The sequence below is a fragment of the Arthrobacter sp. PL16 genome (assembly GCF_035985055.1).
In the GTDB taxonomy this organism is placed as follows: Bacteria; Actinomycetota; Actinomycetes; order Actinomycetales; family Micrococcaceae; genus Arthrobacter_D; species Arthrobacter_D cheniae.
The window spans coordinates 76222-102241 of the sequence record NZ_JAXCIC010000002.1; the positions used below are offsets into that span (position 1 = coordinate 76222).

Below are 26020 nucleotides of genomic sequence, written 5' to 3' on the forward strand. Positions count from 1 at the left end.
TACGTACTATTCCTGGCCGGGCTGCGGCTCGGCGACGAAGGCCCTCAGCGCGCGCAATTGCGCATCCCGTGCTACCGGGTTCAGGTACATCATGTGGCCGGCCTCATGGTAGTGGTGGGTGAAGCGGGCCCGGGCGTCGTCGTCGAGTTTCATGTGGGCCCACACGTATTCGGCGGCGAAGTGCGGCGTAGCGCCGTCGTGATAGCCGTAGTCCACGTGTACCCGAAGGTTCGGGTTGTGGACCAGGAGCCGTTCCAGGACACCCGAAACATCGACCGGCGCGCCTTCGAAGGTGCGGTAGCTCCAGGGCTGGACCCGGGCGGTGAGGATCTCGTAGGGGAGGTCGTTCTCGTAGCCGAGCTCGGCGCGGACGTAGTGGTTCATCGCCGCCGAGTAGGGGCCCGTGATCGCCCGGATGCTCGGATCATCCAGGGCGTCCGAGGCCTGCAGATTGCCCGGCCTCGCGGTGAAGCGGCCATCGATACGACCGACGGCCAATCCCTCGGATCGGAGGATCTCCGCAGCGAACTCATGGTACGCCCAGCGGAAATTGGTGCGCCGGATGAAGGCCTCGTCCAGCGTGGTGATGGCATGGAGCCGCGCGACGACCTCCTCGTGCTGTTCGGCGGTCAGCCTGCTGCCCTGCGTGAGCGCGTAGCCGAAGTCCCCGGCGGCGTACTCCTCGGCGTCACGGACGACGTCGGGGAGCTCCCGATCCCCGTGGCGGCCGTGATAGTGCGCGATCGCCGCGTAGGTGGGCAGGTGCAGGGCGTAGGGGAGGTCGCTGCCGGGGAAGAAGCGCAGGGTGGACATGTTGAGCACCGTGGAGATGAGTCCCAGCCCGTTGACGGCCATGCCGTACGCGTCGAAGAGTCGCCCGGCGACGGCGACGGCACGCAGCGTCCCGTAGGACTCGCCGACGAGGTACTTCGGGGAGAGCCAGCGGTTGTTGCGCGTCGTCCAGAGCCGGATGACCTCCGCCACGAGGTCCCTGTCCTGCTCGAAGGCGTGGAACTCGTCGGCCTTCTCGCCCTCGACGACGCGGGAGAAGCCGGTGTTGACCGGATCGACCATGACGAGGTCGCTCGACTCGAGGAGGCTGTCGGGGTTGTCGACAAGCCCGAACGGCGCCGGAGTCATGGTCCCCACATCTCCGGAATCGACGAGGCGGGGGCCGAGCAGGCCGAGATGCAGCCAGACGGAAGCGGACCCGGGGCCACCGTTGAAGGCGAACGTGACGGGGCGGCCCGGCTCGGCGTCCTGCTTCGTGTACGCGACGATGAAGATCTCGGCCTTGGGCTTGAACCCGTCGGCCTTGCCGTCCTTCGTCTCCTCGCGTCGCAGCACCAGGCGCCCGGTGGTCGTCGTGTACCTCATGCCCGAGGGAGAAGTGTGGTCCCGCACGACGAAATCGTCGGAGACATCCTTGGTATCGGGCGTCGCCGGATCCTTCTGAGCGTTCGCCGCGGTGGTTCCCGGTGTGTCCTTCGTCTCATCAGCCATGGCAGAAGACTACCGGTAGTTCCCAGAGGCAACAGCTCAGGACTCGGTGGGTGTCGCTCCTCCTTGCCTGGTGGTGCTGTCCTCGAGGGGCACGTCGGCCTCCGAGCCTCCCACGGCTCCGGCGTCGCCCTGCCACACCCGGTTCTGCTGGGGTTTTGCGAAGAACAGCGCGGCGGCGAAGCCGACGAGAATCACGATGGCCGGCAGGTAGAGCGATTGGCCCATCGCGAGGGCGTACCCGGCCCTCGCCTCATCGGGAAGAGCGGTACCCGGGGTGGCTGTCATCCCGCCATCGCCCAGGTTCGTCATCAGGCGTGACTGCATGATCGCGGCGATGGCCGCGCTGCCGAGGACCGCGCCCATCTGGCGCGTGGTGTTGTACACACCCGAGCCGGCTCCGGCGAGGGACGGTGCGAGGTTGCGGGTGGCCGTGAGGGAGACCGGCGCCCAGATCCCTGCGCTGGCGAGCCCGAGCAGGGAGATGGGCAGGAGGAGATACCAGATCGGGACATCGGGAGTGAGGATGACTCCCAGCCAGAACAGGGCGGCGGCCATGCCGGCGAACCCGGCGACGGCCATGTACTTAGGGTTGTTGCGCTGCACGTACTTGCCGACGAAGGGTGCGAGGACGCCCGAGATGACGGCCATCGGGGTCAGCAGGAGGGCGGCCTGAGTGGGGGACAGGCCCCTGACCGTCTGTGCGTAGAGCATGAGCGGCAACGTCATGGTGGTGATGGAGAACCCCATGGCCGTGATCGAGGTGTTGGCCAGCGAGAAGTTGCGGTCGCCGAAGAGCCCGAGCGGTACCAGGGGCTCGCCTCGGGTGATCTTCTGCCAGATCACGAAGGCGACGAGGAGCACCAGGCCCGTGATGATCAGCGACCAGACGGAGAGGGGTCCCGCAATCGTTCCCCAGTCGTAGCTCTCGCCCTCCTGGATGCCGAACACCAGGCAGAACAGGCCGACCGCGCTGAGGAACACCCCGGGTAGGTCGAACCCCTGCGACGTCGTCTGCAGGGTGGGGACGAGGCGGTAGGCGAGGATGAACCCGACGACGCCGACGGGGACGTTGATGAAGAAGATCCACTCCCACCCGGAGGTATCGACCAGGACACCGCCGAGGACGGGGCCGACGAGGGTTGCGATGCCGGCGACCGAGCCCCACAGTCCCATGGCCGCACCCCGGCGATCCGGCGGGAAGATCCGGGTGATGACGGACATGGTCTGCGGCGTCATCAGTGCGGCGCCGAGGCCCTGGAAGACGCGGGCGATGATGAGTACCTCCACGCTTCCCGACAATCCGCACCACGCGCTCGAGAGGGTGAAGACCACGAGGCCCACGAGGTAGATCCGCTTCGGCCCGAAGCGGTCGCCGAGCCGACCGGCAACGAGCAGGGGGACGGCGAAGGCCAGCAGATAGGCGCTGGTCACCCAGATGACGCTGTCGATGCCGGCATCGAGCCCGGCCATGATGGCGGGCGTCGCGACGGAGACGATCGTCGAGTCGACGAGGATCATGAAGAAGCCGATGACGAGTGACCAGAGGGCCGGCCAGGGCCTCACGCCGTCGTCGTGCAGCGGCGCAGGAGCCGTCCGTCGGGGATTGCTGGGCATGGCGAGAAGACTACTCTCGGGGGCCGACCTTCCGGAGTGGTATCCCGCCGTGCACGGCACTTTGGGATCAGGCCGTCCTCTTGGGTACAGTGTTGGTGTCCGGAAGAGATGTGCGGGGCTTTAGCTCAGTTGGTAGAGCGTTTCGTTCGCAATGAAAAGGTCAGGGGTTCGATTCCCCTAAGCTCCACGATTCCGCACCAAGAAGCGAGGCTCCCGCCCACGGGGGCCTCGCTTTTTCGTGATCAATTCGTGCGGTGATACCTGCTACTCGTCGGCGGACTTCCGTGCCCAGGGACGTGCCGCCAAAATCCGCGCGAGCGGACTGAGCCAGGACATCACCACCAGGAGGGTGAACGTGCTGCTCAATGACGATCCGATGCTCGTGCCAGGCAGCAGTTGATGCATTCCGAGGAGAATCGCGGCCACGAGCAGCAACTTCTTCACGCCGTTCAGGACGTGCAGGGGGACGGGGCGCGGCCAGGGTGTGAAGTCGACCGAGTCGAGGTCCCCCTGGGGGTACTGCGGGCTCATCGGGCTTCCTTCCTGTACTGGACCTGCACTCATTATCCCCTTGGCCGGCTGACGCGACAGCTATCCCCGGCCCCTGACCGGGGGCCGGGGCCGGGAAGGTCCCCGCTAGCCGAGCACCACCCAGCCACGAGCGGGGACCAGTGCCCTGCCGCCGTCGACCGTTGCTGCGCCGGCCAGGACGGTGGCCGCACCTCCGGCGTCGACCCGACGCTCGCCGTCGGACAGGTTCAGGGCCACCACCAGGGCATCCGGTCCATCGGCGGCCACGCGGTAGGCGAACACCTCGTTCGACAGGTCCAGGACCTGCGTCGTCGCGCGGTGCAGCCAGGGGTGGCGCCGTCGGAGGCCGATCAGCTGGTGGTGGACGTCGAAGACCGGCTTCCCGAGAGGGGACAGGGCTTCGGGAGAGGGCGGGAACAGGGGCCTGACGTCGTCGTCGCCCCCTGCCCTGTCCTCCTTGACCCCGCGGTAGCCCTGCTCGTCCCCGTAGTAGATGGACGGCGTCCCGCCCACCGTGAGGAGGAGCACGACGGCGTGCGGCACCAGCGCGGAATCAGTCACCTTGCTCGCGATGCGGGTGACGTCGTGGTTGCCGATGAAGGTCAGCGGCGCGAAGGAGGCGAGGAGCGCGTTGTGGCGATCGAGGGCGGCCGCCAGTTCGAAGAAGTTGGCATCATTGAGGGAGCTCCAGACCGCCTTCCACAGTTCGTACTGGGTGACCGAATCGAGGCCCCCGGCACGCACCTCGGCTGCGTAGTCGCCGTGGATGTACTCGCCGACGAAGTAGGCGTCCGGATGGGATGCCCGGACACGTGCGGTCACGCCTGCCCAGAACGACGACGGGACGGCGTAGGCGGCATCGAGGCGCCAGCCGTCCGCGCCCCGGCCTAGCCAGTACTCCATCACGTCGACGACGAAGTCCGCGACGGCCGGTTCGTCGTGGTTGAGGGCCACGAGATGGTGGTGGCCCTCGAAGTCGCGGTAACGGGGCTCGACGCCGGGACCCGCACCCTCCGGCCACTCCAGCGTGAACCAGCTCGCGGTGGCGGCTTCCGGACCTTGGGCCAGGACATCCTGGAACGCGGCGAACGAACGCCCTGCGTGGTTGAAGACGCCGTCGAGCAGGATCCGCAATCCGCGCTGGTGGGCTTCGGCCACGAGGGTGTCGAAGTCCTCGAGCGTGCCGAGGCGGGGGTCGATCCGGAAGTAGTCCGTGGTGTCGTACCCGTGCGTCTCGGAGGCGAAGACGGGGCCGAGGGCCAGCCCCGATGCTCCGAGCCCGACCACGTAGTCGAGCCACGGCACCAGGTCCAGGAGCCGGTGTTCGGCGGACGGCCGCTCGACGGCCGACTTCTCGGCCCCGACGAAACCGAGGGGGTAGACCTGCCACCAGATGGCATGTTCGACCCAGGAGGAATTCTTCACGTGCTGGTTACCCTTCCAACGATTCTGCGACAGGCCCGGGCCGCATCCCACTCAGCCTACGTCGACGAGGAGGTGCCCGGAGATCCGTAACCTCGTGCGCGTCCTTCGATACTTGTCCCCTCCGGGGCGTTCGGCTCAGCCTCGCTCGGCGGCGGTGAGCGTGGCGTCGACGAGGTCCTGGAGTTCGTCCTGGGTGCCGTCCGGCAGGGTGTCCTTGGCAGTGCGGAGGGCCGTCACGGCGAGGTCCCCGCGTGTGCCGATGATCGTCATGGTCTGCTGCTTCCCGCCGTCCGAGGACGACTGCACGGACGAGGTTCCCACGGTGCCCTCGGCCTTCGTCGAGGCATCCACCGCTTCGACGGTCTGTTCGATCACCACGCCCTGCGCGTCGACGCTGAACGACGAGCAGACCTCCAGCGCTGCTGCAGGAACTGCCGCGAGGCCCTTGGAGGAGTCGATGTCCGCGGAGGATGCGGCCGACACGATGGTCTGGACGGCGTCCCCGTTGGAGCTGGAGACGCCCGTCGCAACCCCCGCGCCTTCGGGCGCCTCGAGACTGTTCGACACGAAGACCTTGCAGTCCTCGGGAGTGACTGTCACGGCGTCGAGGAACTGCCGGGCCTGGTCCATGCTCTGTTCGATCTGCGCGGTCGGGATCATCTGCAGGGATGTCCCGTCCGCCTGCGTCACGGTCCCGAGGATGGTCGCGAGGTCGTCGGAGGAGTAGGACCCCGTCTCCTCGCTGCCCGCCCCGGTCCCGCTGGTGGCCGATGGGGACTCGGACGGTCCGCTCGATGCCGGCGACGACGAGCACGCCGTCAGTGCGAGAAGGGCGGCAAGGGAGAGTCCCGCAAGGGGGATGAAGCGTGGCATGGGGATCCTTCGGTGGCTGCCGGACCCTCGGCCCGCTCCGGCAAGGTTACACAACCCGGTCGGGCGAACCATCCGAGCTGTGCCGTATCGGGAGCCGGGGGAGGTGCCTGCCGGTACGGCGGTAGATGTGCGCGCAGAAGACCACGAGCAGCAGGACGTGCACCGCGTCCCCGCCGTAGTACATGAGCTGGGCCGCCTGCTCGGCGTCGGGCGGTAGCCCACCACGACCGGCGGCGGAGTAGAGGTGTTTGGCCACGACCCCGTGCGCCGCGATCGACGCGAGGATCGCGGCCGCGCGAACCCCTTCGGAAGCCCGGTGGGGGTTGGGATCCAGTCCGACGACGGCGTAGGTGAAGAGTGCGCCCGAGGCCACGAAGTGCACGTGGATCAGTGGCCCGAGCAAGGGGTGGTGGAGCAGTGGAAGGGCCGTTCCGTCCCAGTAGAGGAACGCCATCGGCACCACGGTGAGCAGCAGCGCGACCACGGGATGCCCGATCATCCGGAGCGGCGCGCTCCCGGCCATTCCGGTGAGTCGCCGACCTGCACCAGCGGAGACGGCCCGGAGGACCAGGGTCGCGGGCCTGCCGAGTACCAGCAGGAGGGGGACGAGCAGGCCGAGGACGAGGTGGACAGCGGTGTGCACCGTGAGGCTCCCCGCAGCCGTCGAGGAGATGGGACCAGCTGTCACGGCAAGGCCCAGCCCGATGCCGGTGAGCCAGGACACCGTGCGCCGCACCGGCCACTGCGTCCGCCCGCGCAGCACGGCGGCGCGGCCCGCGACGAGATAGCCCGCGGCGAGCCCCAGCCACACGAGGACGACGGCGGTTTCCAGGGCGACGGCGCTGAGGTCACCCGTGCCGGACCCGGTCCCGGCCTCTCCGTGGTGCGGAACGAACGCATGCTGCAGGAGCGGGTTGTCAAGAGCCACTCGGTGGAGGACGTCAGGCATGCTGCGCGTCCGGGTCCCTGCCCCCGCCCTTCCCCCTGGTCCCGCCCTCTGTGCGCCGCACCGCCAGCACTACGAGTAGCCCGGCCACGAGGAACGCCAGCGCCGCTCCGTTCCACATCAGGTCATAGGGGAGGAGGTTCACGCCGTACCGGATCTCGTGCAGGTCGAGGAGCTTGTGCTGCACGAGTCCGTCGAACAGTTGGAAGGCGCCGACACCCACGAGGATGCCGCCCAACCATCGGCGGGTGTGCAGTGACCCGCGTCGCCTGAGGTCGGCGAACAGGAAGAGGGAGGCGACGGTCGCGAACCAGCTGAACGCATGGAAGAGGCCATCGGACACGAGGCCGGCCGCCGGCGTGGAGCGGTCGTAGAAGTGGTGCCAGTGCAGGAGTTGGTGGAACACGGCCTCGTCGAGGAAGGCGATGATGCCGCAGCCGAACAGGATGCCCACGAGGACGTTCCGGCGTTCGAGGCGCGCAGCGCCGGTCCGGGGACCGGGGGTCGGAGGGCGGGTGGACGAAGCGATGGTGTTTCCCCGTCGTCGAAGGATCCGGACCCCTTCAGCGTGCCAGCAGTGCAGGAGGAGCGTCCAGCACATTCACGCCACAGGCGGAAGCAGCCGGCATCGGGGCCCAGCTGTGTCGAGACCTGGCCGGCGTGGAGCGAGCCACGGACGATAGATTCGCCCGAGTGCGGACCTCGGACGATGAGTTCCTTGTTCAGGAGACTTTTTTGCCGTACCACCAGTGGGCGGTCTCGCCAGCCCGACGGGAGGCTACGGGAAGGGGAACGATGAGGGCTGTGCGCTGCGGGTGCGTGAGGATCATGCGGAGTGCGGCCAGCAACGCCGTGGGGAGGGAAACCAGGACAGCGACGGCGAGGGCATACACAGCCAGGGCCGCGTGCAGCGGCGAGTGGTAGAGGCCTTCCATCAGGGCCGCGCTGCCGAGCCACAGCCACAGCCAGAACAGGCCGATCACGTACAGCAGCGATCGCGCGCGCCTGTAACGCAACGGATAATGCATCCGCCCACGCTCCATATTCGTCTCCCCAGACTTATGTTTCCGAACCCGCCCCAGGCAGGTCCACTGGATGAATGATAGACCGGGATCGAGGCTTTCCCGATCAGGACGATGCTTCCCTCGATAGTGGGTTGCGGGAGGGTGTTGACTTCGCCCTTGGGGCGGGGTCGATGCTGGACTCCACGGCGGTCGGTGGCCGCTCGAGGGAGGGCTGATGACTGATTCGACCTGGCTCACAGCAGGGGTCTTCGCGCAGCGTGCGCGACTCTCACCCAAAGCTCTGCGTCTCTACGCCCAGAACGGGCTGTTGGTGCCGGAGAAGTGGGATCCGCAGTCGGGCTACCGCTTGTATGCCTCCGAGCAACTGCGCGACGCACGGTTGATCAGGATGCTGCGGCGCGCCGGTATGCCGATGCGATCAGTAGCAGAGCTGATGCAGGCACCGCGCGAACAACGTGACTCCCACATCGCAGCCTGGTGGAGCCGGGCTGTCGCGGAGTTCAACGACCGCCGCACCGTCGTCGAGCACCTCGCCCAGGTCATTACCGGTGGAAAGGATTCCTACACCATGTTCCCCGTAACAACTCGCAGAGTACCCACGCAGACGCTCCTTACCGAACAGGACTACGTCGACGTCGCACATCTGAGCGATTGGATCGTACAGGCAGGGCTGCGACAACTTGCAGCCGCCGCTACTGTCGGAGGACAGACGGCGGCATCGATCGTGATCTACCACGGCGACGTCTCCGAGGACAGCGACGGACCCGTCGAGTCGGCAGTCCCCATCGACCCCGGACGAGCCATCGAGGCGACCTTGCCAACCAGGGTGGAGCCGGCGCACCACGAAGCGTTCGTCACCATCAGCCGCGCCCAGATCCGTTACCCGGACATCCTCTCCGCGTACGACGCCGTCGAGGCTTGGATCACCCGGAGTGACCTCATGCAGACAGGACCGCCTCGCGAGTACTACTTCGCCGACCCCAGCACAGGACCCGAGGACGAACCGGTGGCACACATCGCATTCCCTGTCTCCGGGCCGGCCGACAGCTAGCGAGCTGGGCCGGAGAGGCCGCCGGATGGTGGCATCCGTTCCAGGGTGTGGAAGTCAAGACGGAAGGCCGGACCACCTGGGCGGTCCGGCCTCCGTCGACGGTTACGGGTTACTTTTTTTCGCCGTCTTTGCCGTCGAGGGTGTCCTTTGCCTTGTCTTTGGCCTGGTCCACCTTTTCCGGGTTGTCCTGTGCATAGTCCTTGGCCTTGTCGGCCATTCCACCAATGTCCGCCATAGGTTGGTCCCTTTCGTCGAACCGGTCCGCGGCCCTGCCGTGGGCTGCCGCAGCATGGACCCGATAATCGTGCACCCGGAACGGGCACAGGGGCAGGCACCGCGACCACTGACGAAAATGAGGATGTGCCGACGACGATGTGGTACTGGTGGCGGGCCGCAGTCAGAGGGTCACGGCGGCCCTGGGTAGCTCCACATCCGCGGTCGCGTCACCGAGCAGGCGGACGTGATCAGGATTGAGGTCCTCGATGCGGTTCACGCCGAGCAGCTGCATGGTGCGGGCGGTCTGCGTTCCGAGGATCTCGATGGTGCGGTCCACGCCCTTGCGCCCGCCGGCCATGAGTCCGTAGAGGTACGCCCGACCGATCAGTGTGAAATCCGCGCCGAGGGCTACGGCCGCGACGATATCGCCGCCACTCATGATGCCGGTATCGAGGATGATGTCCGTCTTGCCCTTCAGCTCGGCGGCCACGCGCGGCAGCAGATGGAGGGGGATCGGAGCGCGGTCGAGCTGTCGGCCACCGTGGTTGGACAGGATGATCCCGTCGGCTCCGTGGTCCACGGCCTTCTTCGCGTCGTCGAGCGTCTGGATCCCCTTCACCACGAGGTTCCCCTTCCAGACGCTGCGCAGCCAGTCGAGGTCCTCGTAGGTGAGCGTGGGATCGAACATCGAGTTGATGAGATCCGCGACCGTGCCTGAATAGCGCGAGAGCGAGGCGAAGGAGAGCGGCTCGTGCGTGAGGAAGTTGAACCACCAGGCCGGACGGTAGGAGGCGTCGAGAACGGTCTTCAGGGTGAGGGCCGGCGGAATGGTCATGCCGTTGCGGACATCGCGGAGGCGGGCGCCGGCGACGGCGGTGTCCACGGTGACCATGAGGGTATCGTTCCCGGCGGCGGCGGCACGGGCGATGAGCTCCATCGAGCGGTCCCGGTCCGTCCACAGGTAGAGCTGGAACCAGTTGCGTCCGTTGGGAGCGGCCTGCGCGACGTCCTCGATGGAAGCGGTGCCCATCGTCGAGAGCGTGTAGGGGATTCCCGCCGCCTCCGCGGCCTGCGACCCGGCGTACTCGCCCTCGGACTGCATCATGCGGGTGAATCCTGTCGGTGCGATACCGAAGGGCAGCGCGGAGTTGCCGCCGAGGATGGGCGTGACGGTGCTGACCGTCTGCACATTGCGGAGGATGCCCGGCCGGAACTCCAGATCGAGGAAGGCTTCGCGCGCCCGGCCAAGAGAGATTTCCGCTTCGGCGGCGCCGTCGGTGTAGTCGAAGGGGGCCGTGGGAGTGCGCCGCTTCGCCATGTCGCGCAGGTCCCAGGTGGTATTGGCCCGCTGCAGTCTCGCTGCCGCGCCGAACTCCGGCTTCTTGAACTGCATGAGGGGAGCGAGGTCCGCAACTCGAGGGATGCGGCGTTTGAGGGCCGGCGGAACAGCTGCGCTGGGGAGTGTCTGCATGGCGTGCCTTCGTTCGTCGGGCGGGTGCGGGTAACGCAGAGGACCTGAGGTCCGACCACAGATACTACGTCCTGTGGTCAGACCACACAAGCTAGGATGGCGGCATGCGCAACCATCAGGTGGTCTCGGTCTGGCTCGAACAGGAACTGGCTGCGGGGCGGCTCGCCATCGGTTCACGCCTGCCCGGAGAGCGCACCATGGCGGAGCATCTGAACATCAGCCGCGCATCCGTGCGGGAAGGAACCCGCGTCCTCGAGGCACTCGGCGTCGTACGGGCCGGCGTCGGGTCCGGTCCGCAGGCGGGCACGATCATCACGGGCAACCCGGCACTCGCCCTGGACTCCGCGCTGAGGCTCCACGTGGCAAGTGCGCACCTGCCCATCAAGGACATCGTCGAGACACGGCTCCTGCTCGAGACATGGTGCGTGGAGCACGCCTCGCGGGATTCTCCTGCCCTCGAGCGGGCCGCGGCGCTCCTCGACGAGATGGACAGGCACCACGACGGACCCGCCGGGTTCCTCGAGCGCGATGCCCTCTTCCACGTCGCGCTCGCAGAGGCCGCGGGTAACGTGCTGATCGGGGCCATGATGGGATCACTTCGAGGGTCGATCGCCGACTACACCCAGCGCCTGACTGCGGGCCTGCCCGTCTGGACCACCACCTCGGAACGGCTGCGCCGGGAGCACCGCGCTATCCTTGCGGCCGTCGTCGGAGGTCAGGGAGCTCACGCGGCGCACCTGGTGAGGGACCATATCGAGGGGTTCTACCGCGAGTCGGGTATCCACAAGCATTCCGACAGCGCTTGACAGCCTGCCGGGCTTTCTAATATGACGCAGGTCACCTAAACTGCACCTACTGGTCGAGCAGACGGCCGTGGACCCACCGGACGTGGAGCTAACCATGGAACGCCTGCCGCAGATGTTCGACCATCCCACCGCACGCAAGGACGAGCCCTCGCCGCCCTGGAACGGGCGGTCCAGGCACCTCGCCCCGGTGCGCCAGTCGCAGGATCTGGACTTCCCCGCAGACTTCACGGACGTCAGCACGCGTGAGCTACGCCTGCTGTGCAACCGCACCTACGAGCAGCTGGACACGGACCACCCGGCCCTCGAGACCCGGGAGCAGTACGAGGCCCTGGTCGAGGAGCTCGAGCGCCGTGAACGCCAGGCCGAACGGCGCGGGACCGATGTGGCTGCCCGCGAGACGTTCCGCGACAACGCACTCTTCTCCCGGTTCGAGCTCTTCCGCGATGGCGTCATGGCGGGGTACATGCAGTACGAAATGCGCGGAAGCCACGTGCTCCTGCTGCACTCCGTCATCGATCCTCGGTTCCGCCGCATGGGACTCGAGCCCGTTCTGATGCAGGCGGTCCTCCTCAACGCGCACCGCCGTCGGCTCGCTGTCGTGCCCTACTGCCCCGAGGCACAAAATTTCCTGGCCGCCCATCCGCAGTACCTCTCGCTCATCCCGGCGGCGCAGCGCCGCCGTTTCGCCCGCCTTCTGGCCTCCCGAGCCGACCACGCGGGGCACAACGCCTGATGGCGTCGGTCGAGGCGCTGGCAGAGGCGTTCAGCCGGCTGCCCGAACTTGTCCGGGCCGCCGTCGACGGCCTCGACGCACATCAGCTCTCCCTCCGCCCGGGCGGCTCGGCGAACTCGATCGCGTGGCTGATCTGGCACCTGACGCGCGTCGAGGACAGCCACCTCGCGGACGCGTTCGGCCGTGACGAGCTGTGGCTGACGGGCGGGTATGCCGACCGGTGGGGACTTGAACTGGACCGGACGGACACCGGGTACGGGCACTCGTCCGCTCAGGTTGACTCCGTGAAGGTCGCCTCGGCCGAACAGTTGCTCGACTACTTCGATGCCGTCCATGACCTTTCGCAGGGCCTCGTCGCAGGCCTCAGCGACGCGGACCTCGGCAGGGTGGTGGATGAGCGGTGGGATCCTCCGGTCACGCTGCTGGTCCGGCTCGTGAGCGTGGTCGACGACGCCGTCCAGCACGCAGGCCAGGCCGCCTACGCGCGGGGGATCATCCTTGCCGGAGGTCAGCCGAGTCCGGTCTGACGGAGGGTGATGTTGAGCCGGCCCTCGAAGCCGATGCCGGTCGGGGCCGTTCCCGGCAGCGTCCTGATGACCCCGTGGTAAGCGAAGCGGGAAGGACCTCCGAAGACGAAGAGATCGCCCGAGGCGAGTTCGACGTCCTGCCAGGGGCGGTTGCGGTTCTCCGTGTTGCCGAAGCGGAAGGTGCATGCCGTGCCGAGGCTGAGGGACACCACGGGAGCGTTGACGCGCTCCTCCCGGTCCTGGTGCATGCCCATCTTCGCGGCGTCGTCGTAATAGTTGATGAGCGCGGCATCGGGTTCGTACCGCGAGCCGTCGTCCGGTCCGTAGGCGGCTTCCACGGCCTCGCGGCCCAAGTCACCCAGCACGTCCGGGAAGGGTGCGACGACGGCGCCTCCGACGTCGTCGGCCGTGCGGCTGTACCGGTAGGGGAGCCAGTGCCAGCCGAGGCTGACGCTCCTCACGGACATGACGCCGCCGTTCGGCATCCTCACGGCGCGCATCGGCACGGGGCCGCTCGCCCACGAGCGGCAGAGCGCCACCAGTTCGCGCTGCCGTCCGGCGTCGAGCCAGTCCGGAAGATGCACGGCACCGGGCGCCAGCTCCCGGCGGGGGCGTGGAATCAGAGCATCGAATGCCTCGGTCACACCACTATTGTGCTCCGCACCCGGTGCTGCCGGCATCGGGTGCGCCTCCCTCACCAGTCCTGCTGCTCGGCCCGGACGAGCTGCCACGGAACCCACGCCCTTCATTGATCCTTTCTTCGATCTCCGCGTGGGACCCGATTGAGGCTGACAGGGAAGACCCGGAGGAGAAGCACCGCAGTGCCTCCGCTGGCAGCGCGGCGCCCTACGCGTTCAAGGGCAAGCTCGACCGCATCGTCGGTCTCGTGATCGTCGGTTTGGTCACTGCCGCCGCCGCTCTGCTATGGGTTGCCGTCGCGGCGAATGGACCCGATTCCACGATCACCGAACCGAACGACGCCGTCATCGGACTGTGGAGCGTCCTCTACAGCTCCGACGCTCCGGAGGTGAGCATCATCCTCGCCGCCATCGCCCTGGCGCTCCTGGCAGGCACCGGACTCGCCCTGGTGGAGCGGCGCATCACCACCACGTCCCGCCGATCCATGAACCCCGGCCACCAGCCCCTCGCCCCCAAAGTCGTCATGGGCGCCAACCATGGCGGGTTCGCAGGCGAGATAACGGTCACCGCCCTCATCCCCGCCCATAACGAAGAGGCCTCCCTCCCGCAGACCATCGCGTCGCTCAAGAGCCAGTCGCACCGGCCCGATCGCATCATCGTCGTCGCCGACAACTGCACGTATGCCACCATCCGTCTGGCACACGAAGCCGGCGATCCTTGCCGTGTTCGTCGCCATCAACACGGTCATCTACGCCTCCTTGGCGCTTGTGAACATCCTGCCGAAGATCTATCCGACCGACTGGATCACCAACCGGAACCGTCGGACCGAGACCCGGAGCATCTACCCCGGGAAGCAGGCGGAGGGAGCGGGCTGTGCAGGAGATAGTTAGAGAGGTATATTGCTCATTTAGTTAGCTATTTCCTGCCGGAGGTCTTCCATGCACCTGTTCCAGCGTCTTCCTCACCCCGTCCGGCTTCGGACCGTGATCCGGTGACGTCCGGGACATCCGCCATATCCGCAACCCCCGCGTTCGGGGGAAGCCAGGAGGCAGACAACGCGCTGGTGGTGCTCCTCGCCCGCGTCGCCCAGGCGGACACGGCTGCTTTTGCGGAGCTGTACAGGCTGGCAGCACCCCGCGTATTCGGGCTCGTCCGGAGGGTCGTCGCGGATCCCGTGATGAGCGAGGAGGTGGCGCAGGAGATCTTCCTGGAGCTCTGGTCGAAGGCCGCATCCTTCGATCCCGACCAGGACAGCGCGCCGACCTGGATCCTCTCGATCGCGCGACGGAAAGCCATCGATCGGGTCCGTTCGGTGATGTCGCCGGTCGAAGCGGCCGGCGCCAGGGCGCGTCCCGATTCCGCGGCCGGCCCTACAACGGTGGTGCAGGACGTCCTCGACCATCACGGGGCCAGGCAACTCGCCACCCCTCTGGGCGGCCTCCAGCCACTGCAGCGGGAGGCCCTCGATCTCGCTTACTTCGGCGGGCTGACCTATGACGAGACGGCGCGGCGGGTCGGAACCGCAACAGGGACGGTCAGAAGCCGGATCCGCGAGGGCATCATGAGCCTGCGAACCGATCGTTCGCCTGCCTGATCGGACGCCCAGCCTGGGAACCGACAACCGAGGGGTGCGTCAGGGGCGTGGCATCTTCTCGCCGGCCTCGACGGCGGCCCCGATGACGTTCCCGTCCACGGGCGCCGGGCACGTGCCGAACGGCGTGAACGCGCTCGGATAATTGACCGTCCTGTTGAAATCGAGGATCACGGTGCCATCCCGGCGCGGTCGGCGCGTGGTCACCTTGCGCCAGGGGGCCGTCGTGACGCCGTTGGTAGCATCGTGGAACGTGATGGCGAGGGTCCCGGTGTTCTCCTGCGAGGCGCGCAGCCGAAAGTCGCCGTCCTCACCCGGAAGCCGGAACACGACGTCGCCGACCGAGCGGTGCATTCCGGGTACCTCGGGGTGGGCCGTGCCGATGGGCTCGTCGACCGGTTCGTGGTAGGGCTCGAATCGCCCTTCCACCACGAGGTCGGGCCGGTACTCGAAGACGGGCACGCCCGTGAACCCGGTGAGGGTGGGCGCTTCGGCGTCCCTGGTCCGGATGGCATAACGGCCTGCACGACGAGCGAGCTCCACCACGATGCGGCGTCCATCCGGCCCGTCGGAGGCGACCCAGGACAGTGATTCCTCGTCGTCGAGCGTCGCCGTGACGGTGCCGTCTATCGAACGGCCGTTCGTCAGGTCCGTGAGCGCGTGGGCGGCTCGGGCAGTCACGCGGGCGGTCCCATCCGTCTCCGACCAGAGCCCGGGGACCAGTTCGACCCCTGAGGGAGCATCGGCAAGCCACTGGAAGGAGGTCAGCGTCAGCCAGCCGTGCGTCTCCGCCAGCGCCGCGTCACGAGCTTCCCGGAAGCGCAGCCACTCTTCCTCTGCCGTTCGCGTGGTGGTGCTCATCATGACCTCCTGGTCCGTCGGATCCTGCACCCCCTCCAACCCGCGCCGCGCGCTCGGCATTCCCGGAACTAGCAAGGCCGTGTCGATCCGTCCACCCGGCTCGGCGACGTCGGGTCGGAGTGCCGGTCGGCGCTTCGTCTGCCACGATGAAGGATCGACGCGGCCATGGTGCATCGCCAATCCACGATGGCGCCGGTGCTACGGGAAGCCCTCCCATGGGTGCAGCAGGAGGAGACGGACATGACACACGGACCGGGCGCAGCAAACGAGCTCACGGAGGAGCGGGAAGCACGTTCTTCCGCCGACGAAGCCCCCTGCGCGCCGCCGGCCGTCCCGGTGCCGACGCCGCATGCCGAGGGCGAGAATCATGTGCTCCTGCCCCATCCGGATCAGCCGACGTGGCGGGAGGACTACCCGTACGACGTCCGGATGACGGAGCGCGAGTACCAGAAGGCGAAGCGCGCACTGCAGATCGAGCTGCTCAAGATGCAGGGGTGGGTCAGGGAGAACCGCGCGAAGGTGGCGGTTCTCTTCGAGGGGCGGGATGCGGCGGGCAAGGGTGGGACCATCAAGCGGTTCACGGAGAACCTCAATCCGCGCGGTGCAAGGATCGTGGCGCTGGACAAGCCGAGCGAGCGCGAACAGACGCAGTGGTACTTCCAGCGCTATGTGACCGTGCTTCCGTCGGGCGGCGAGATCGTGCTGTTCGACAGGTCCTGGTACAACCGCGCCGGCGTCGAACGCGTCATGGGCTTCTGCACGCCCACCGAGTACCTCGAGTTCATGCGCCAGGCCCCGGAACTGGAGCGGATGCTCGTGCGCAGCGACACCCACCTCATCAAGTTCTGGTTTTCGGTGTCGCGCGAGGAGCAGCGGCGCCGCTTCGCCCAGCGCCACACGGACCCGGTGCGGCGCTGGAAACTGAGTCCCATGGACCTGCAGTCACTCGACAAGTGGGATGAGTACACGGAGGCGAAGGAGGCCATGTTCTTCTACACGAACACGGCCGATGCTCCGTGGACGGTCGTCAAGAGCAACGACAAGAAGCGGGCGCGGATCGAAGCCCTGCGGTATGTCCTGTCCGTCCTCGACTACGACGAGAAGGACCACGGCGTCGTCGGCACGCCTGATCCGCTGATCGTTGGAACCGGTCCGACGTCGCATCTCTTCGACGCGGAGCGCCAGACCGGCAGCCTCTTCCCGACCCTCTAGGCCGTCGTCCGCGGACCGGCCGCCGGGTCCCTCACCCGTGCGTCACCGGCGACCCTGCCCGATCAGGTGCTGTAGCCCGCCGATGCGCTGATACCCGCGAGGAAGAGGACGAAGAAGAGGACGACTGCGAGGACAGCCAGGACGTTGAGGATGGTGACGATCCAGCCGAGGACCTTGCCGGCCGTTGCCTGCACGCCGAAGCTCTCCGCCTTCGATGCCTGCCAGATAGCAAGCGGCCCGAGGACGAATCCGGCCACGAAGAACCCCACCAGCCCGAGGATGAGGGAGAGTTGCGCCGCCTTCTCACCCTCCATCGACTGGTAGGACGGCTGATAGAAGCCCGGTTGGTAGCTGCCCGATGCGTACGGCTGCTGGTACGGCTGCTGATACGGAGGGAGGGGCTGGGTGGAAGGACGTTCGCTCGGGTAGGGATCCTGGGACATCGTGCTTCTCCTGCTCGGCTGGGCGGGTGCCCCGGAGCTGCTGCTCCAGGGCACCATCATCCCGCGTCCTCCCCGTTACCGCACGCCCGGACGTGCGGTCGGCGCTAGGAGTCAGTCCTCAGCAGGGCGTGCCGCGGGCTGTCGGGGTTCATCAGCGAGTGCTTCCGGCCGTAGAAGAAGTACAGGGCGAGGCCGATCAGGAGCCAGACGCCGAACCGTACCCACGTCTCCCAGTCCAGTTGCAGCATCAGGAACAGCGACGCGAGGACGCCGAAGGCAGGGACGACCGGCATCAGCGGAAGCCGGAAGGTGCGGGGGACCTCGGGCCGCGTCCGGCGCAGCACGATCACCGCGATGCAGACGACGACGAACGCCGCGAGGATGCCGATGTTGGTGAGGTCCGCGACGGCGCGGATGGGGAAGACCCCGGCGAGCAGGGCCGAGGCGATACCTGCGATCCAGGTGACCCGCTGGGGCGTGCCGTTCTTGTCCGTCGTGGAGAACCAGGCCGGGAGGAGTCCGTCGCGGCTCATCGAGAACCAGACGCGAGTCACGCCGAGGAGGAAGGTGAGCATGACGGTGAGGATGGAGATCACCGCGAAGGCCGAGATGATGGTCGCGACGACCGGGAGGCCCACGGACTGGAACGCCGACGCGAAGCCGGCGGTGGGGCTGATGTCCTGGTAGTTCTGCATGCCCGTGAGGACGAGGGTCGCGAGGACGTACAGCACCATGGCGATCAGGAGGGACAGGAGGATGGCCTTCGGCATGTGCTTCTTGCCGTCCGTCGCCTCCTCCGCCGCGGTGCTCATCGCGTCGTAACCGAAGACCGCGAAGAAGACGGTAGCGGCTCCCGTGAAGACGGCGCCGAAGCCCGACGGCAGGAACGGCGAGTAGTTCTCGGCGTTCACGTAGAAGAAACCGAGGCCGACGATCCCGAGGATGAGGAGGATCTTGAGGCCCACGGCGATGAGCTCGAACCGGCCGAAGGTCTTGGTGCCGCGGCTCAGGATGAACGTGATCAGCAGGCACACCACGATCGCGGGGACATTCACCAGGCCACCCTCGATGGTGTCCGGCGTCCCCTGCATCCAGGTCGGCACGGTGACGCCGATCCCGGACATGAACTCGGTGAAGTACCCCGAGATGCCGATGGCGACGACCGCCACGATGGCAATGTACTCGAGCAGGAGGTCCCACCCGATGAACCACCCGATGATCTCGCCGAGCGCTACGTAGCCGTAGGTGTACGCGGAGCCCGCGCGGGGGATCATTCCGGCGAATTCGGCATAGGACAGGGCGGCTGCGGCACTCGCGAGCCCTGCGACGAGGAACGAGATCAGGACGGCCGGACCGACCGGGGTTCCGTCCTCACCGCCGTTCGCCACGAGGCCGGCAAGGGTGAAGATTCCCACACCGATGATGCCGCCGACGCCGATCGCGGTCAGTTGCCACAGGCCGAGGCTCTTGAACAGGCCGGAGCGGCCCGTCTCGTCCTCGACATTATCGATGGGTTTCCGCCGCAGCACCGATTGCGAGCCCTGCGACCCTGAGTTCTCCGACATCGTCGTCCGTTCCTAGGAGGGAAGTGCTTTCTGCACCCAGCAAGTATGAAGGCGTCGATGTGTCAGGGGAAGTTCGCGGTCCCGAAGGAAAATCATTGATTCTGCTTACCTGTTCGTCGACGGTACGCGGGGCGAACAAGCCGAGCAGATGGCGTCGAGCCCGTCCGGCGGCTCAGGCGCGTGTCTCCCTCAGCGCCGCCCGGTGCAGGCGGAACGTCAGGAAGAGTCGGTGGGCGGTGATGACGACGGCCAGCCATGCGATCCCGAGCGTCCAGGCGACCAGCACATCCGTGAGCCAGTGGTGGCCGAGGTACACCCGGCTGAGGCCCATGGTGACGGCGAAGAGGATGGCCACGATGATGGTGATCCCCCGCGCGCGCCGACGGTTCTGCCGCACCACGAGCAGGTAGGCGACGATCCCGGCGATCACGATGGCGTTGAGGGAATGCCCACTGGGGAACGAGGGCGACGACTCGTAGGGAGGTACGGCGAGCCCGATCGGGGGACGCAGGCGTCCGATGGCGTCCTTGCCCGCAACCGTCATGAGCAGGGAGCCGAAGGCGGCTGCCGGGAGCAGGATCACGGGTGTCCAGGATCGACGGCGCACGGCGAGCAGCACCATGATCGAGATGGCGAGCACGGGCATGCCGATCGGGCCGCCGATGTTGGTGTAGCCCGTGATGAAGGCGTTGAACCAATCCTCGCGGAGCGAGACCGCGAGATCCAGGGCCGGTTGGTCCAGGGCCGCGACCCCGTTGCGCTCGACCACGGACTCGTAGACCTCGGCCGAGGCCGCCGTCAGGGCCGCGGCGACCCCGCCGCCCACGGCGATGAGGAGCAGGAGCGCTGCGTGCGGGCCGATCCACCGAGCGAGCGGACGGACGCACCGGACGAGGAACCGACCGACCGGCGACGACCATCGAGTGAGGTCACGTGGTCCTACGTACTGGTCCTGATGCGCTGGCATCCATCGACTCTATGCCGCAGGAGACAGGATCGGCATCACGGCGGTGGGCCCCGAGCCGGTTTGCGCGATCGCCGCCGATGAGTATCGCTGGTCCTGCTCCGCGTCCTCCGCGGCTGCGGGCCGTCACACCCCCGGGCTAGGCTGACGGCATGAGCGATCCAGTCCTGATCCGCGACATCGTCCGCGGCGTCCCCGTCTTCCCCGACGAGATGCCGCCCTTCGACCCGACGACGGCGCCCAGCTCCCCGATCGACCTCTTCGTCGAATGGCTGCAGCGGGCGGTGGAGGATGGCGTCGCCGCTCCGCATGCCGTGAACCTCTCCACGGTGGGCGAGGACGGACTACCGGATTCCCGGGTGGTGATCCTCAAGGATCTGACGAAGGACGGCTTTCAGATCGCCTCGAGCATGGACAGCCCCAAGGGCAGGCAACTCACCGCGAACCCGTCGGCTGCCCTGACCTTCTTCTGGCCCGCCGCCGGCCGCCAGGTGCGGATCCGGGGCGCGGTGTCCACCGGCGGCACCGAGGAGAACCGTGCCGATTTCCAGCGGAGGCACCCCGTGGCCCGCGCGCTCGTACTGGCCGGCAGCCAGAGCTCCGTGATGCCGGGCCGCAAGGAGCTCGATGCGGCGGTCGACGACCAGGTGCGACGCATCGAGGCCACGGAAGGGATCGCTTCGACCACGTGGACGGTCTTCACCGTGGCTCCGGACGCCGTCGAGTTCTGGCAGGCGGACCAGGACCGCCGCCACACCCGCCTGCTCTACACCCGCTTCGGTGAGGGCTGGCGCCAGGAGATGCTCTGGCCGTAGGGCCTCCTACTGCCAAAGGGTGCCCTCGACAGGCTCCCCGACCCGCACACGCAGCTTGTGGACGAAGTCCAGCTTGGCGACGACGGCGGGAGCGGTGTGCACCGTGTCGCAGATGTGCAGGTAATGGGCGAAGGTTTCCGCGAAGTTTTCGTGCGGGTGCATCGTGGCGTACATGGAGATGTGCTCCTTCTCCCAGCACTCCGGAGCGCCCTCGTCGTAGTGCCGCTTGATGGCGTCCAGGAGAAGCGTCGCATGAGGATCCTGGAGTTCTGGGCGGGGAGTGGGAGGTGTAGCCGGGTCAGCCGAAGAAGACGATGCGGATCAGCGCGGCGGTGCCGATCACGAGGATGGTGGCGCGCAGGGCGAGCGGGGAGAGCTTCCGCCCCACCCTGGCGCCGAGGAAGCCGCCCAGCGTCGCGCCGACGGCGATGATGAGGACGAGCGCCCAGTTGATCGAGTCCCACGCGAACAGCATGAACGTCACGGCGGCGACTCCGTTGACGGCCGTGGTGAGCACGTTCTTGATGGCGTTGATCCGCTGGAGGCTCTCGACGGTCACCATGCTCATCAGGCCGACGATCAGGATGCCCTGCGCTGCGCCGAAGTAACCCCCATAGACACCGAGGACGCCGATTCCGGCCAGGAGGAGCAGCGCCGGACGGCGCGACGGCCGGGCATCGGGAGCGGTGTCGCCGGCCTTGGCTGCGGCAGCCCGCTGGACCCGGGGAGCGAGCGCCACCATCGCGAGGCCGATGATGATCAGCACGGGCACGATGGCCTGGAAGGCCTCCGCGGGCAGGATCAGCAGCAGGAATGCCCCGCCCAGACCACCGAGGACCGACAGGGGGAGCAGCCGCAGGAGGAGCCGCTTGTTCGCGGCGATCTCGCGGCGGTAGCCCCATGAGCCGGACAGGCCACCGCCGACGAGCCCGATATTGTTCGAGATGTTCGCGACGATCGGTGGGTAGCCGAAGAGCAGCAGGGTCGGGAACGTCACGAGCGTTCCGGAGCCCACCACGACGTTGATCATGCCCGCCCAGAAGCCGGCGGCGAGGATGACGGCGATCTCGAGCAAGCGGGCAGAGTCCTTCCTGGTTACGTCGGTGCGTCCCGCGCGCCCGGTGGAAGGACGTCAGGACGTCGCGGCACCCGGGCGGGACGTCGCCACGCCAAGGATATGCCCGGAAGCGTGTCAGCCTGAATGCTGATGGCCGTCAGGCATCCTCGCGGTTCGGGCTCTCGAGGATGAAGAAGGTCGACTGGTTGCCGTCCTTGCGCTGCTCCTGGTAGATGAAATTCAACTGGCGTTCGTCGAACGTCCTGAACCACTCGTCCCAGCTCACGTGCCGCAGCTTGTCCGTCTCGCCGGTGAAATCGAGCCGGAGTACGCCGAGGTGATCGCCGTGTTCGGTCCCGTCGACTGTCGCAGGCCGCCCGCCGCGCGTTTCCGCCCACTGCTTGATGACCTCGTGATGGGTGGTGGCCAGGCTGCGCCCCTCGCGCTCGGGATCCTCATCGGGCGAGGTGATCTCCTGCGAGTACTTGAGGGACTTCGAGGTGTCCGGTCCCGTCCGGATCTTTCCGTCGTCGGGCCCTGCACCGACGTCGTCGGAAGACCCGTCCAGTTCGTCTCCCGAGCCTTCCTCCGCTTCGACGATCGCCTCGACGAGCTCGTCCTTGCGCATCCCGGACGTGCCCGAGACACCATCCTCCTTCGCCTGGTCGCGGAGTTCGGGAACCTTCCTGCCTCGGAGGTCGTCCTCGCCGGAATCCGGGGTGTCGGGGGTCTGATTGCCGGTTGCGTCCGCCATGATCGTCTTCCTTCCGGTCGATGTTCCAGCCGTTACCGGAGATATCCGTCCGACCGTGAACTAAGCGTGCTTACTACCTTCCCCACGGCTGCGGACGCTGTCAAGGAATCCCGGAAGCAAGGAGGGCCGTGCTCAGTGGCCGAACTGGTCCGAGTCGACGATCTCCGCCTCGCCCGACTCCAGCATGTAGAGCTGGGCGAGCTCGGCACCGGAGAGCTCGAAATCGAAGATGTCGAGGTTCTGGGCGAGGCGCTCAGGATGTGAGGACTTCGGGATCGCGACCATTCCCTGCTGCACGTGCCACCGCAGTACTACCTGGGCAGTGGTCCGGCCGTGCGCCTTCGCGATGGCGACGACACCGGGCTCGTCGAGCAGTCCGCTGCCTTGACCCAGGGGGCTCCACGACTGGGTGACGATGCCGTGCTCGTTGTGGAAGGCGCGCTCCTCGATGCGGGGACGCTGGGGGTCGAGTTGGATCTGGTTCACGTCGGGCACGATCCCGGCGTCGATCACCTGCTGGAGGTGGGACGGCTTGTAGTTCGACGTGCCTATCGCGCGCACGAGACCCTGTTCCATCAGAGCGGCAATACCCTGCACGGCCTCGACGTGGTGGCCCTTCTCGGGATTCGGCCAGTGGACGAGGAGCAGATCGATGTAGTCCAGTCCGAGCAGGCGGCTACTCGTCTCGAAGGCGCGCCGCACGCCGTCAACGCTGTGGTGCTCGCTATTGAACTTCGTGGTGATGAACAGTTCCTCGCGATCGATCCCGGAGCGGCGGATGCCCTCGCCCACTCCCTTCTCGTTGCGGTAGTTCTCAGCCGTGTCAATGAGGCGGTATCCCGTTCCGATGGCAAGGCTGACGGTCTCCGCCGCCTGGTCGTCGTCGAGCGGCCAGGTGCCGAGGCCGAGGAGGGGGAGGTGGGCGCCGCCTCGCAGTTGGACGGTGGGGGCGACTGCCATGGGGGAACTCCTGCTCGCGGGGTGGTATCAGCCCAAGACTGTCCCGCCCGCGACGGTGGCGTCAACACGACCGACACCCTGGTCCCCATCAGCGGGGAATGAGCCGCTGTAGGTAGCCCTGGCTGCGCAGGCGGGTAGGCCCGCGGCGAGGAGGTCGTCGAGGAGCTCGTTGAGGGCCTGGGCGAGGCAGTTCCGTTCCTCGCGGGGGAGCGGGGCGAGCCCGTGGAGGTAGGCGTCGACCTCGAGTTCGTCGAAGGAGCCACCGGAATTGAGGTAGTGCAGGTGCACCTCGCGAAGAGTCAGGAACGACGTCGTCATGGCCGTGTAGGCGGTCTCGAATTGCACAGGAATCTCCTCGGACGCAGGTCTGCACGGGCAAGGGGGCCAAGTGCTCACGTCACGGTAGCCCGTCGCCCATCAAGCCCTCCTGAGGGGGACATCAAGATTCGATCAAGCGGGCAAAGGGGAGGTGTGAACCCATGCGTCGGGGAATTGGTAAGGGTACTTGTTTGCACATGCGGAGAGATTGAGCCTATAGTTCCAGCAGGGCCTAGCAGCGGGCCATCGAACCACCATCGTGGAGCTGACCATGGAAACTTCCTCTTTCGTCGATTACCGTCCGCAGTCCGTGCAGCTCGCTGAGCCGGAGCAGTTCGGATGGCGCGCCCCTGAGCAGGTCCCGCCGAGCCCCGCGCCCCGTGCGGAGGATGCAGACTTCCCCGAAGACCTCACCGTCGTCTCCACCCGCCAGTTGCGGGTCCTCTGTAACCAGACCTATCGCCTGCTCGACCGGGACTTCCCGCCCATGGATGCGCTGCACCAGTACGAGTTGCTGGTGGAGGAGATCGAGCGGCGCGAGGTGCAGGCGGAGGCCCGTACCGAACCGGCGCGCACCCGCAGCGGATTCCGGGACAATTCCCTCTTTTCCCGGTTCGAGCTCTTCAGCGACGGCACCATGGTGGGTCACGTGAAGTACGAGATGAAGGGACCGCACGCGGTCCTGATCCAGGCCGTCGTCGACCCGCGGTTCGACGCCATCGACGTCGAACCGGCCCTCATCCGCCAGGTACTCCTCAACGCCCACCGGCGCCGCATCGCCGTCGTGCCCTACTGCCCGCGGGTGCGTGAGTTCCTGACCGAATTCCCGCAGTACCGCACCCTCCTGCCGGCGGACCAGCGCCGGCGGCTCGAGGCCACGCTGCGCGCGGCGGGCGACGACTAGGAACCACCGCCCGACGGCACGGTGACCAGGAACTGGTTGCGCTTCGTGACGAGGTAGCCCGGGTCCGGCCGGAGCAGGATTCGCTCCGCCACCGACCCGAGGATACTTCCGCTGAGCGTGTAGCGCCGGGACCCGCCCGTCAGCGCGCCCGTCAGGCGCGGACGAGCATCTTGCCGGTGTTCGCGCCGTTCATCATGTCCAGGAAGGCGCCGACGGCGTTGCCGATCCCGTCCACCACCGTCTCGTCGAAGACAACGCTGCCATCAGCCAGCCAACCCGTCATCTTCCCGGCGAATTCGGGCTGCAGATCCTGGTGCTGCGCGACGATGAACCCCTCCAGCTTCAGCGAGCGCGTGACGAGGTTCGCCATGTTGTCGGGACCGGGTGAGCGCTCGGTGCTGTTGTACTGGGAGATCGCACCGCACAGGGCCGCCCGGCCTCCGGTGTTGAGGCGATCGAGGGCTGCCTCCAGGTGGTCGCCGCCCACATTGTCGAAGTAGACGTCGATGCCGTCGGGTGTGGCCGCGCGCAGTTGCCTGCGGACCGGGGCGTCCCTGTAGTTGAAGGCCTCGTCGTAGCCGTACTTCTCCTTGAGCAGCGACACCTTTTCCGCGGAACCGGCTGAACCGATGACGCGGGAGGCGCCGAGCTTACGGGCGAGCTGTCCCGCCATGGAGCCGACGGCGCCGGCAGCGCCAGAGATGAACACCACATCGCCCTCCCTGAGACCGGCTACGCGCTTGAGGCCGGCGTAGGCGGTGAGGCCGGTCATGCCGGCAGCTCCGAGGAAGACGGAGAGGGAGAGGCCCGTGTCCGGCAGGGCGGTGAACTGCGTCGCCGGACCCTGGGCGAGGTCACGCCAACCGAGCCCGTGGAGGACTGCCGTGCCGACGGGGAGGACGTCCGAGGTGGACTCCACCACCCGGCCCACGGCCCCGCCCGTCATGGTCTCGTTCAGGCCGAACGGCTGGATGTAGGACTTCGATTCGTTCATGCGTCCACGCATGTACGGGTCGACGGACACGAACTCGTTGCGGACCCGCACCTCGTCGGGTCCGAGGCCGGGGAGGTCCACCGTCACCGTGGCGAAGTCCTCCTCGGTCGGCGTGCCGACCGGACGCCTGATGAGCTGGATCTGCGTACTGGCGGTCATGATTGCTCCTCGTGCTGGATAGCTTCCTGGTGGCGGCAACCGATGCTCCGCAGGAATTGTTCC

At 67.3% G+C, this 26020-nt stretch carries 30 protein-coding genes and 1 tRNA gene; 10 read left to right on the forward strand and 21 right to left on the reverse strand.

What is annotated here, in order from left to right; genetic code table 11:
- Positions 1 to 6: 6 nt before the first annotated feature.
- Positions 7 to 1503: a S10 family peptidase gene (locus tag RCH21_RS04000; RefSeq protein ID WP_326963293.1), complete on the reverse strand. Its 1497-nt coding sequence runs from the start codon at positions 1501 to 1503 to the stop codon at positions 7 to 9.
- Positions 1504 to 1539: 36 nt separating this feature from the next.
- Positions 1540 to 3117 carry a DHA2 family efflux MFS transporter permease subunit gene (locus RCH21_RS04005; protein ID WP_326963294.1) on the reverse strand — a complete coding sequence of 526 codons (1578 nt, stop codon included), beginning with the start codon at positions 3115 to 3117 and terminating at the stop codon, positions 1540 to 1542.
- 114 nt (positions 3118 to 3231) lie between these two features.
- Here RCH21_RS04005 and RCH21_RS04010 point away from each other — a divergent pair.
- Positions 3232 to 3304, forward strand: a tRNA-Ala gene (locus RCH21_RS04010).
- A gap of 77 nt (positions 3305 to 3381) precedes the next feature.
- Here RCH21_RS04010 and RCH21_RS04015 read toward each other — a convergent pair.
- The 6 genes from RCH21_RS04015 to RCH21_RS04040 all read right to left on the reverse strand — a co-directional run bounded on the left by RCH21_RS04015 (position 3382) and on the right by RCH21_RS04040 (position 7920).
- Complete coding sequence (locus tag RCH21_RS04015; RefSeq protein WP_120147530.1) at positions 3382 to 3648, reverse strand: hypothetical protein; 267 nt, start codon at positions 3646 to 3648, stop codon at positions 3382 to 3384.
- Positions 3649 to 3753: 105 nt separating this feature from the next.
- Positions 3754 to 5073, reverse strand: coding sequence for an alpha-amylase family glycosyl hydrolase (locus RCH21_RS04020; RefSeq protein WP_326963295.1), 1320 nt, complete (start codon positions 5071 to 5073; stop codon positions 3754 to 3756).
- A 135-nt stretch (positions 5074 to 5208) separates the two neighbouring features.
- Positions 5209 to 5946 carry a hypothetical protein gene (locus RCH21_RS04025; protein ID WP_326963296.1) on the reverse strand — a complete coding sequence of 246 codons (738 nt, stop codon included), beginning with the start codon at positions 5944 to 5946 and terminating at the stop codon, positions 5209 to 5211.
- A 46-nt stretch (positions 5947 to 5992) separates the two neighbouring features.
- Positions 5993 to 6895, reverse strand: a complete 903-nt coding sequence (locus RCH21_RS04030; protein ID WP_326963297.1) for a cytochrome c oxidase assembly protein — start codon at positions 6893 to 6895, stop codon at positions 5993 to 5995.
- Entirely contained in the window at positions 6888 to 7493 is a 606-nt protein-coding gene (locus RCH21_RS04035) for a DUF2243 domain-containing protein (protein ID WP_326963298.1), read from the reverse strand. Before RCH21_RS04035 ends, RCH21_RS04030 begins: the two co-directional genes overlap by 8 nt.
- Before the next feature lie 121 nt (positions 7494 to 7614).
- The gene (locus RCH21_RS04040) at positions 7615 to 7920 is read right to left on the reverse strand and encodes a hypothetical protein (protein WP_326963299.1); all 306 of its coding nucleotides are present in this window, start codon (positions 7918 to 7920) and stop codon (positions 7615 to 7617) included.
- 211 nt (positions 7921 to 8131) lie between these two features.
- Between RCH21_RS04040 and RCH21_RS04045 the strand changes: the two genes are divergently transcribed.
- Positions 8132 to 8968 carry a MerR family transcriptional regulator gene (locus RCH21_RS04045; protein WP_326963300.1) on the forward strand — a complete coding sequence of 279 codons (837 nt, stop codon included), beginning with the start codon at positions 8132 to 8134 and terminating at the stop codon, positions 8966 to 8968.
- A gap of 109 nt (positions 8969 to 9077) precedes the next feature.
- Here the strand turns inward: RCH21_RS04045 and RCH21_RS04050 are convergent, their stop codons facing one another.
- Positions 9078 to 9185 carry an Rv0909 family putative TA system antitoxin gene (locus RCH21_RS04050; protein WP_326963301.1) on the reverse strand — a complete coding sequence of 36 codons (108 nt, stop codon included), beginning with the start codon at positions 9183 to 9185 and terminating at the stop codon, positions 9078 to 9080.
- Positions 9186 to 9365: 180 nt separating this feature from the next.
- The gene (locus tag RCH21_RS04055; RefSeq protein WP_326963302.1) at positions 9366 to 10655 is read right to left on the reverse strand and encodes an alpha-hydroxy acid oxidase; all 1290 of its coding nucleotides are present in this window, start codon (positions 10653 to 10655) and stop codon (positions 9366 to 9368) included.
- 104 nt (positions 10656 to 10759) lie between these two features.
- On the opposite strand from RCH21_RS04055, the gene RCH21_RS04060 reads away from it, so the two are divergent.
- The 3 genes from RCH21_RS04060 (at position 10760) to RCH21_RS04070 (ending at position 12721) form a co-directional block, all read left to right on the forward strand.
- Positions 10760 to 11461 carry a FadR/GntR family transcriptional regulator gene (locus RCH21_RS04060; RefSeq protein WP_326963303.1) on the forward strand — a complete coding sequence of 234 codons (702 nt, stop codon included), beginning with the start codon at positions 10760 to 10762 and terminating at the stop codon, positions 11459 to 11461.
- 94 nt (positions 11462 to 11555) lie between these two features.
- The gene (locus RCH21_RS04065; protein ID WP_326963304.1) at positions 11556 to 12194 is read left to right on the forward strand and encodes a GNAT family N-acetyltransferase; all 639 of its coding nucleotides are present in this window, start codon (positions 11556 to 11558) and stop codon (positions 12192 to 12194) included.
- A complete protein-coding gene (locus tag RCH21_RS04070) occupies positions 12194 to 12721 on the forward strand; it encodes a mycothiol transferase (RefSeq protein WP_326963305.1) in 528 nt (175 codons plus the stop codon). The genes RCH21_RS04065 and RCH21_RS04070 overlap by 1 nt, the downstream gene beginning before the upstream one ends.
- On the opposite strand, the gene RCH21_RS04075 is transcribed toward RCH21_RS04070, so the two are convergent.
- Positions 12703 to 13365 carry an alpha-ketoglutarate-dependent dioxygenase AlkB family protein gene (locus RCH21_RS04075; protein ID WP_326963306.1) on the reverse strand — a complete coding sequence of 221 codons (663 nt, stop codon included), beginning with the start codon at positions 13363 to 13365 and terminating at the stop codon, positions 12703 to 12705. The two genes, RCH21_RS04070 and RCH21_RS04075, sit on opposite strands and share 19 nt — an antisense overlap.
- 104 nt (positions 13366 to 13469) lie before the next feature.
- Here RCH21_RS04075 and RCH21_RS04080 point away from each other — a divergent pair, with 104 nt between their 5' ends.
- Positions 13470 to 14246, forward strand: a complete 777-nt coding sequence (locus RCH21_RS04080; protein WP_326963307.1) for a glycosyltransferase — start codon at positions 13470 to 13472, stop codon at positions 14244 to 14246.
- A gap of 105 nt (positions 14247 to 14351) precedes the next feature.
- Positions 14352 to 14954, forward strand: coding sequence for a sigma-70 family RNA polymerase sigma factor (locus tag RCH21_RS04085; protein ID WP_326963308.1), 603 nt, complete (start codon positions 14352 to 14354; stop codon positions 14952 to 14954).
- Between the two features lie 39 nt (positions 14955 to 14993).
- On the opposite strand, the gene RCH21_RS04090 is transcribed toward RCH21_RS04085, so the two are convergent.
- Positions 14994 to 15812, reverse strand: coding sequence for a DUF1684 domain-containing protein (locus RCH21_RS04090; RefSeq protein WP_326963309.1), 819 nt, complete (start codon positions 15810 to 15812; stop codon positions 14994 to 14996).
- A 240-nt stretch (positions 15813 to 16052) separates the two neighbouring features.
- On the opposite strand from RCH21_RS04090, the gene ppk2 reads away from it, so the two are divergent.
- Positions 16053 to 17024 (forward strand): polyphosphate kinase 2, encoded by a 972-nt coding sequence (gene ppk2, locus RCH21_RS04095; RefSeq protein ID WP_326963310.1) that lies wholly within the window; start codon positions 16053 to 16055, stop codon positions 17022 to 17024.
- 62 nt (positions 17025 to 17086) lie between these two features.
- On the opposite strand, the gene RCH21_RS04100 is transcribed toward ppk2, so the two are convergent.
- The 3 genes from RCH21_RS04100 to RCH21_RS04110 all read right to left on the reverse strand — a co-directional run bounded on the left by RCH21_RS04100 (position 17087) and on the right by RCH21_RS04110 (position 19999).
- Positions 17087 to 17467, reverse strand: coding sequence for a DUF4870 domain-containing protein (locus tag RCH21_RS04100; protein ID WP_326963311.1), 381 nt, complete (start codon positions 17465 to 17467; stop codon positions 17087 to 17089).
- Between the two features lie 104 nt (positions 17468 to 17571).
- Positions 17572 to 19032 carry an amino acid permease gene (locus RCH21_RS04105; protein ID WP_326963312.1) on the reverse strand — a complete coding sequence of 487 codons (1461 nt, stop codon included), beginning with the start codon at positions 19030 to 19032 and terminating at the stop codon, positions 17572 to 17574.
- Positions 19033 to 19204: 172 nt separating this feature from the next.
- Entirely contained in the window at positions 19205 to 19999 is a 795-nt protein-coding gene (locus tag RCH21_RS04110; protein WP_326963313.1) for a phosphatase PAP2 family protein, read from the reverse strand.
- A 149-nt stretch (positions 20000 to 20148) separates the two neighbouring features.
- On the opposite strand from RCH21_RS04110, the gene RCH21_RS04115 reads away from it, so the two are divergent.
- The gene (locus tag RCH21_RS04115) at positions 20149 to 20811 is read left to right on the forward strand and encodes a pyridoxine/pyridoxamine 5'-phosphate oxidase (RefSeq protein ID WP_326963314.1); all 663 of its coding nucleotides are present in this window, start codon (positions 20149 to 20151) and stop codon (positions 20809 to 20811) included.
- 6 nt (positions 20812 to 20817) lie between these two features.
- Here RCH21_RS04115 and RCH21_RS04120 read toward each other — a convergent pair whose 3' ends face one another.
- The 5 genes from RCH21_RS04120 to RCH21_RS04140 all read right to left on the reverse strand — a co-directional run bounded on the left by RCH21_RS04120 (position 20818) and on the right by RCH21_RS04140 (position 23927).
- Positions 20818 to 21051 (reverse strand): putative zinc-binding metallopeptidase, encoded by a 234-nt coding sequence (locus RCH21_RS04120; protein ID WP_326963771.1) that lies wholly within the window; start codon positions 21049 to 21051, stop codon positions 20818 to 20820.
- Positions 21052 to 21109: 58 nt separating this feature from the next.
- Positions 21110 to 21886 carry a sulfite exporter TauE/SafE family protein gene (locus RCH21_RS04125; protein WP_326963315.1) on the reverse strand — a complete coding sequence of 259 codons (777 nt, stop codon included), beginning with the start codon at positions 21884 to 21886 and terminating at the stop codon, positions 21110 to 21112.
- Positions 21887 to 22025: 139 nt separating this feature from the next.
- Positions 22026 to 22622, reverse strand: a complete 597-nt coding sequence (locus tag RCH21_RS04130) for a Rho termination factor N-terminal domain-containing protein (RefSeq protein WP_326963316.1) — start codon at positions 22620 to 22622, stop codon at positions 22026 to 22028.
- A gap of 132 nt (positions 22623 to 22754) precedes the next feature.
- Positions 22755 to 23582: an aldo/keto reductase gene (locus RCH21_RS04135; protein WP_326963317.1), complete on the reverse strand. Its 828-nt coding sequence runs from the start codon at positions 23580 to 23582 to the stop codon at positions 22755 to 22757.
- 27 nt (positions 23583 to 23609) lie between these two features.
- A complete protein-coding gene (locus RCH21_RS04140) occupies positions 23610 to 23927 on the reverse strand; it encodes a hypothetical protein (RefSeq protein ID WP_120147510.1) in 318 nt (105 codons plus the stop codon).
- A 244-nt stretch (positions 23928 to 24171) separates the two neighbouring features.
- On the opposite strand from RCH21_RS04140, the gene RCH21_RS04145 reads away from it, so the two are divergent.
- Complete coding sequence (locus tag RCH21_RS04145) at positions 24172 to 24804, forward strand: GNAT family N-acetyltransferase (protein WP_120147509.1); 633 nt, start codon at positions 24172 to 24174, stop codon at positions 24802 to 24804.
- Between the two features lie 151 nt (positions 24805 to 24955).
- On the opposite strand, the gene RCH21_RS04150 is transcribed toward RCH21_RS04145, so the two are convergent.
- Positions 24956 to 25957 (reverse strand): NADP-dependent oxidoreductase, encoded by a 1002-nt coding sequence (locus RCH21_RS04150; protein WP_326963318.1) that lies wholly within the window; start codon positions 25955 to 25957, stop codon positions 24956 to 24958.
- Between the last annotated feature and the right edge of the window lie 63 nt (positions 25958 to 26020).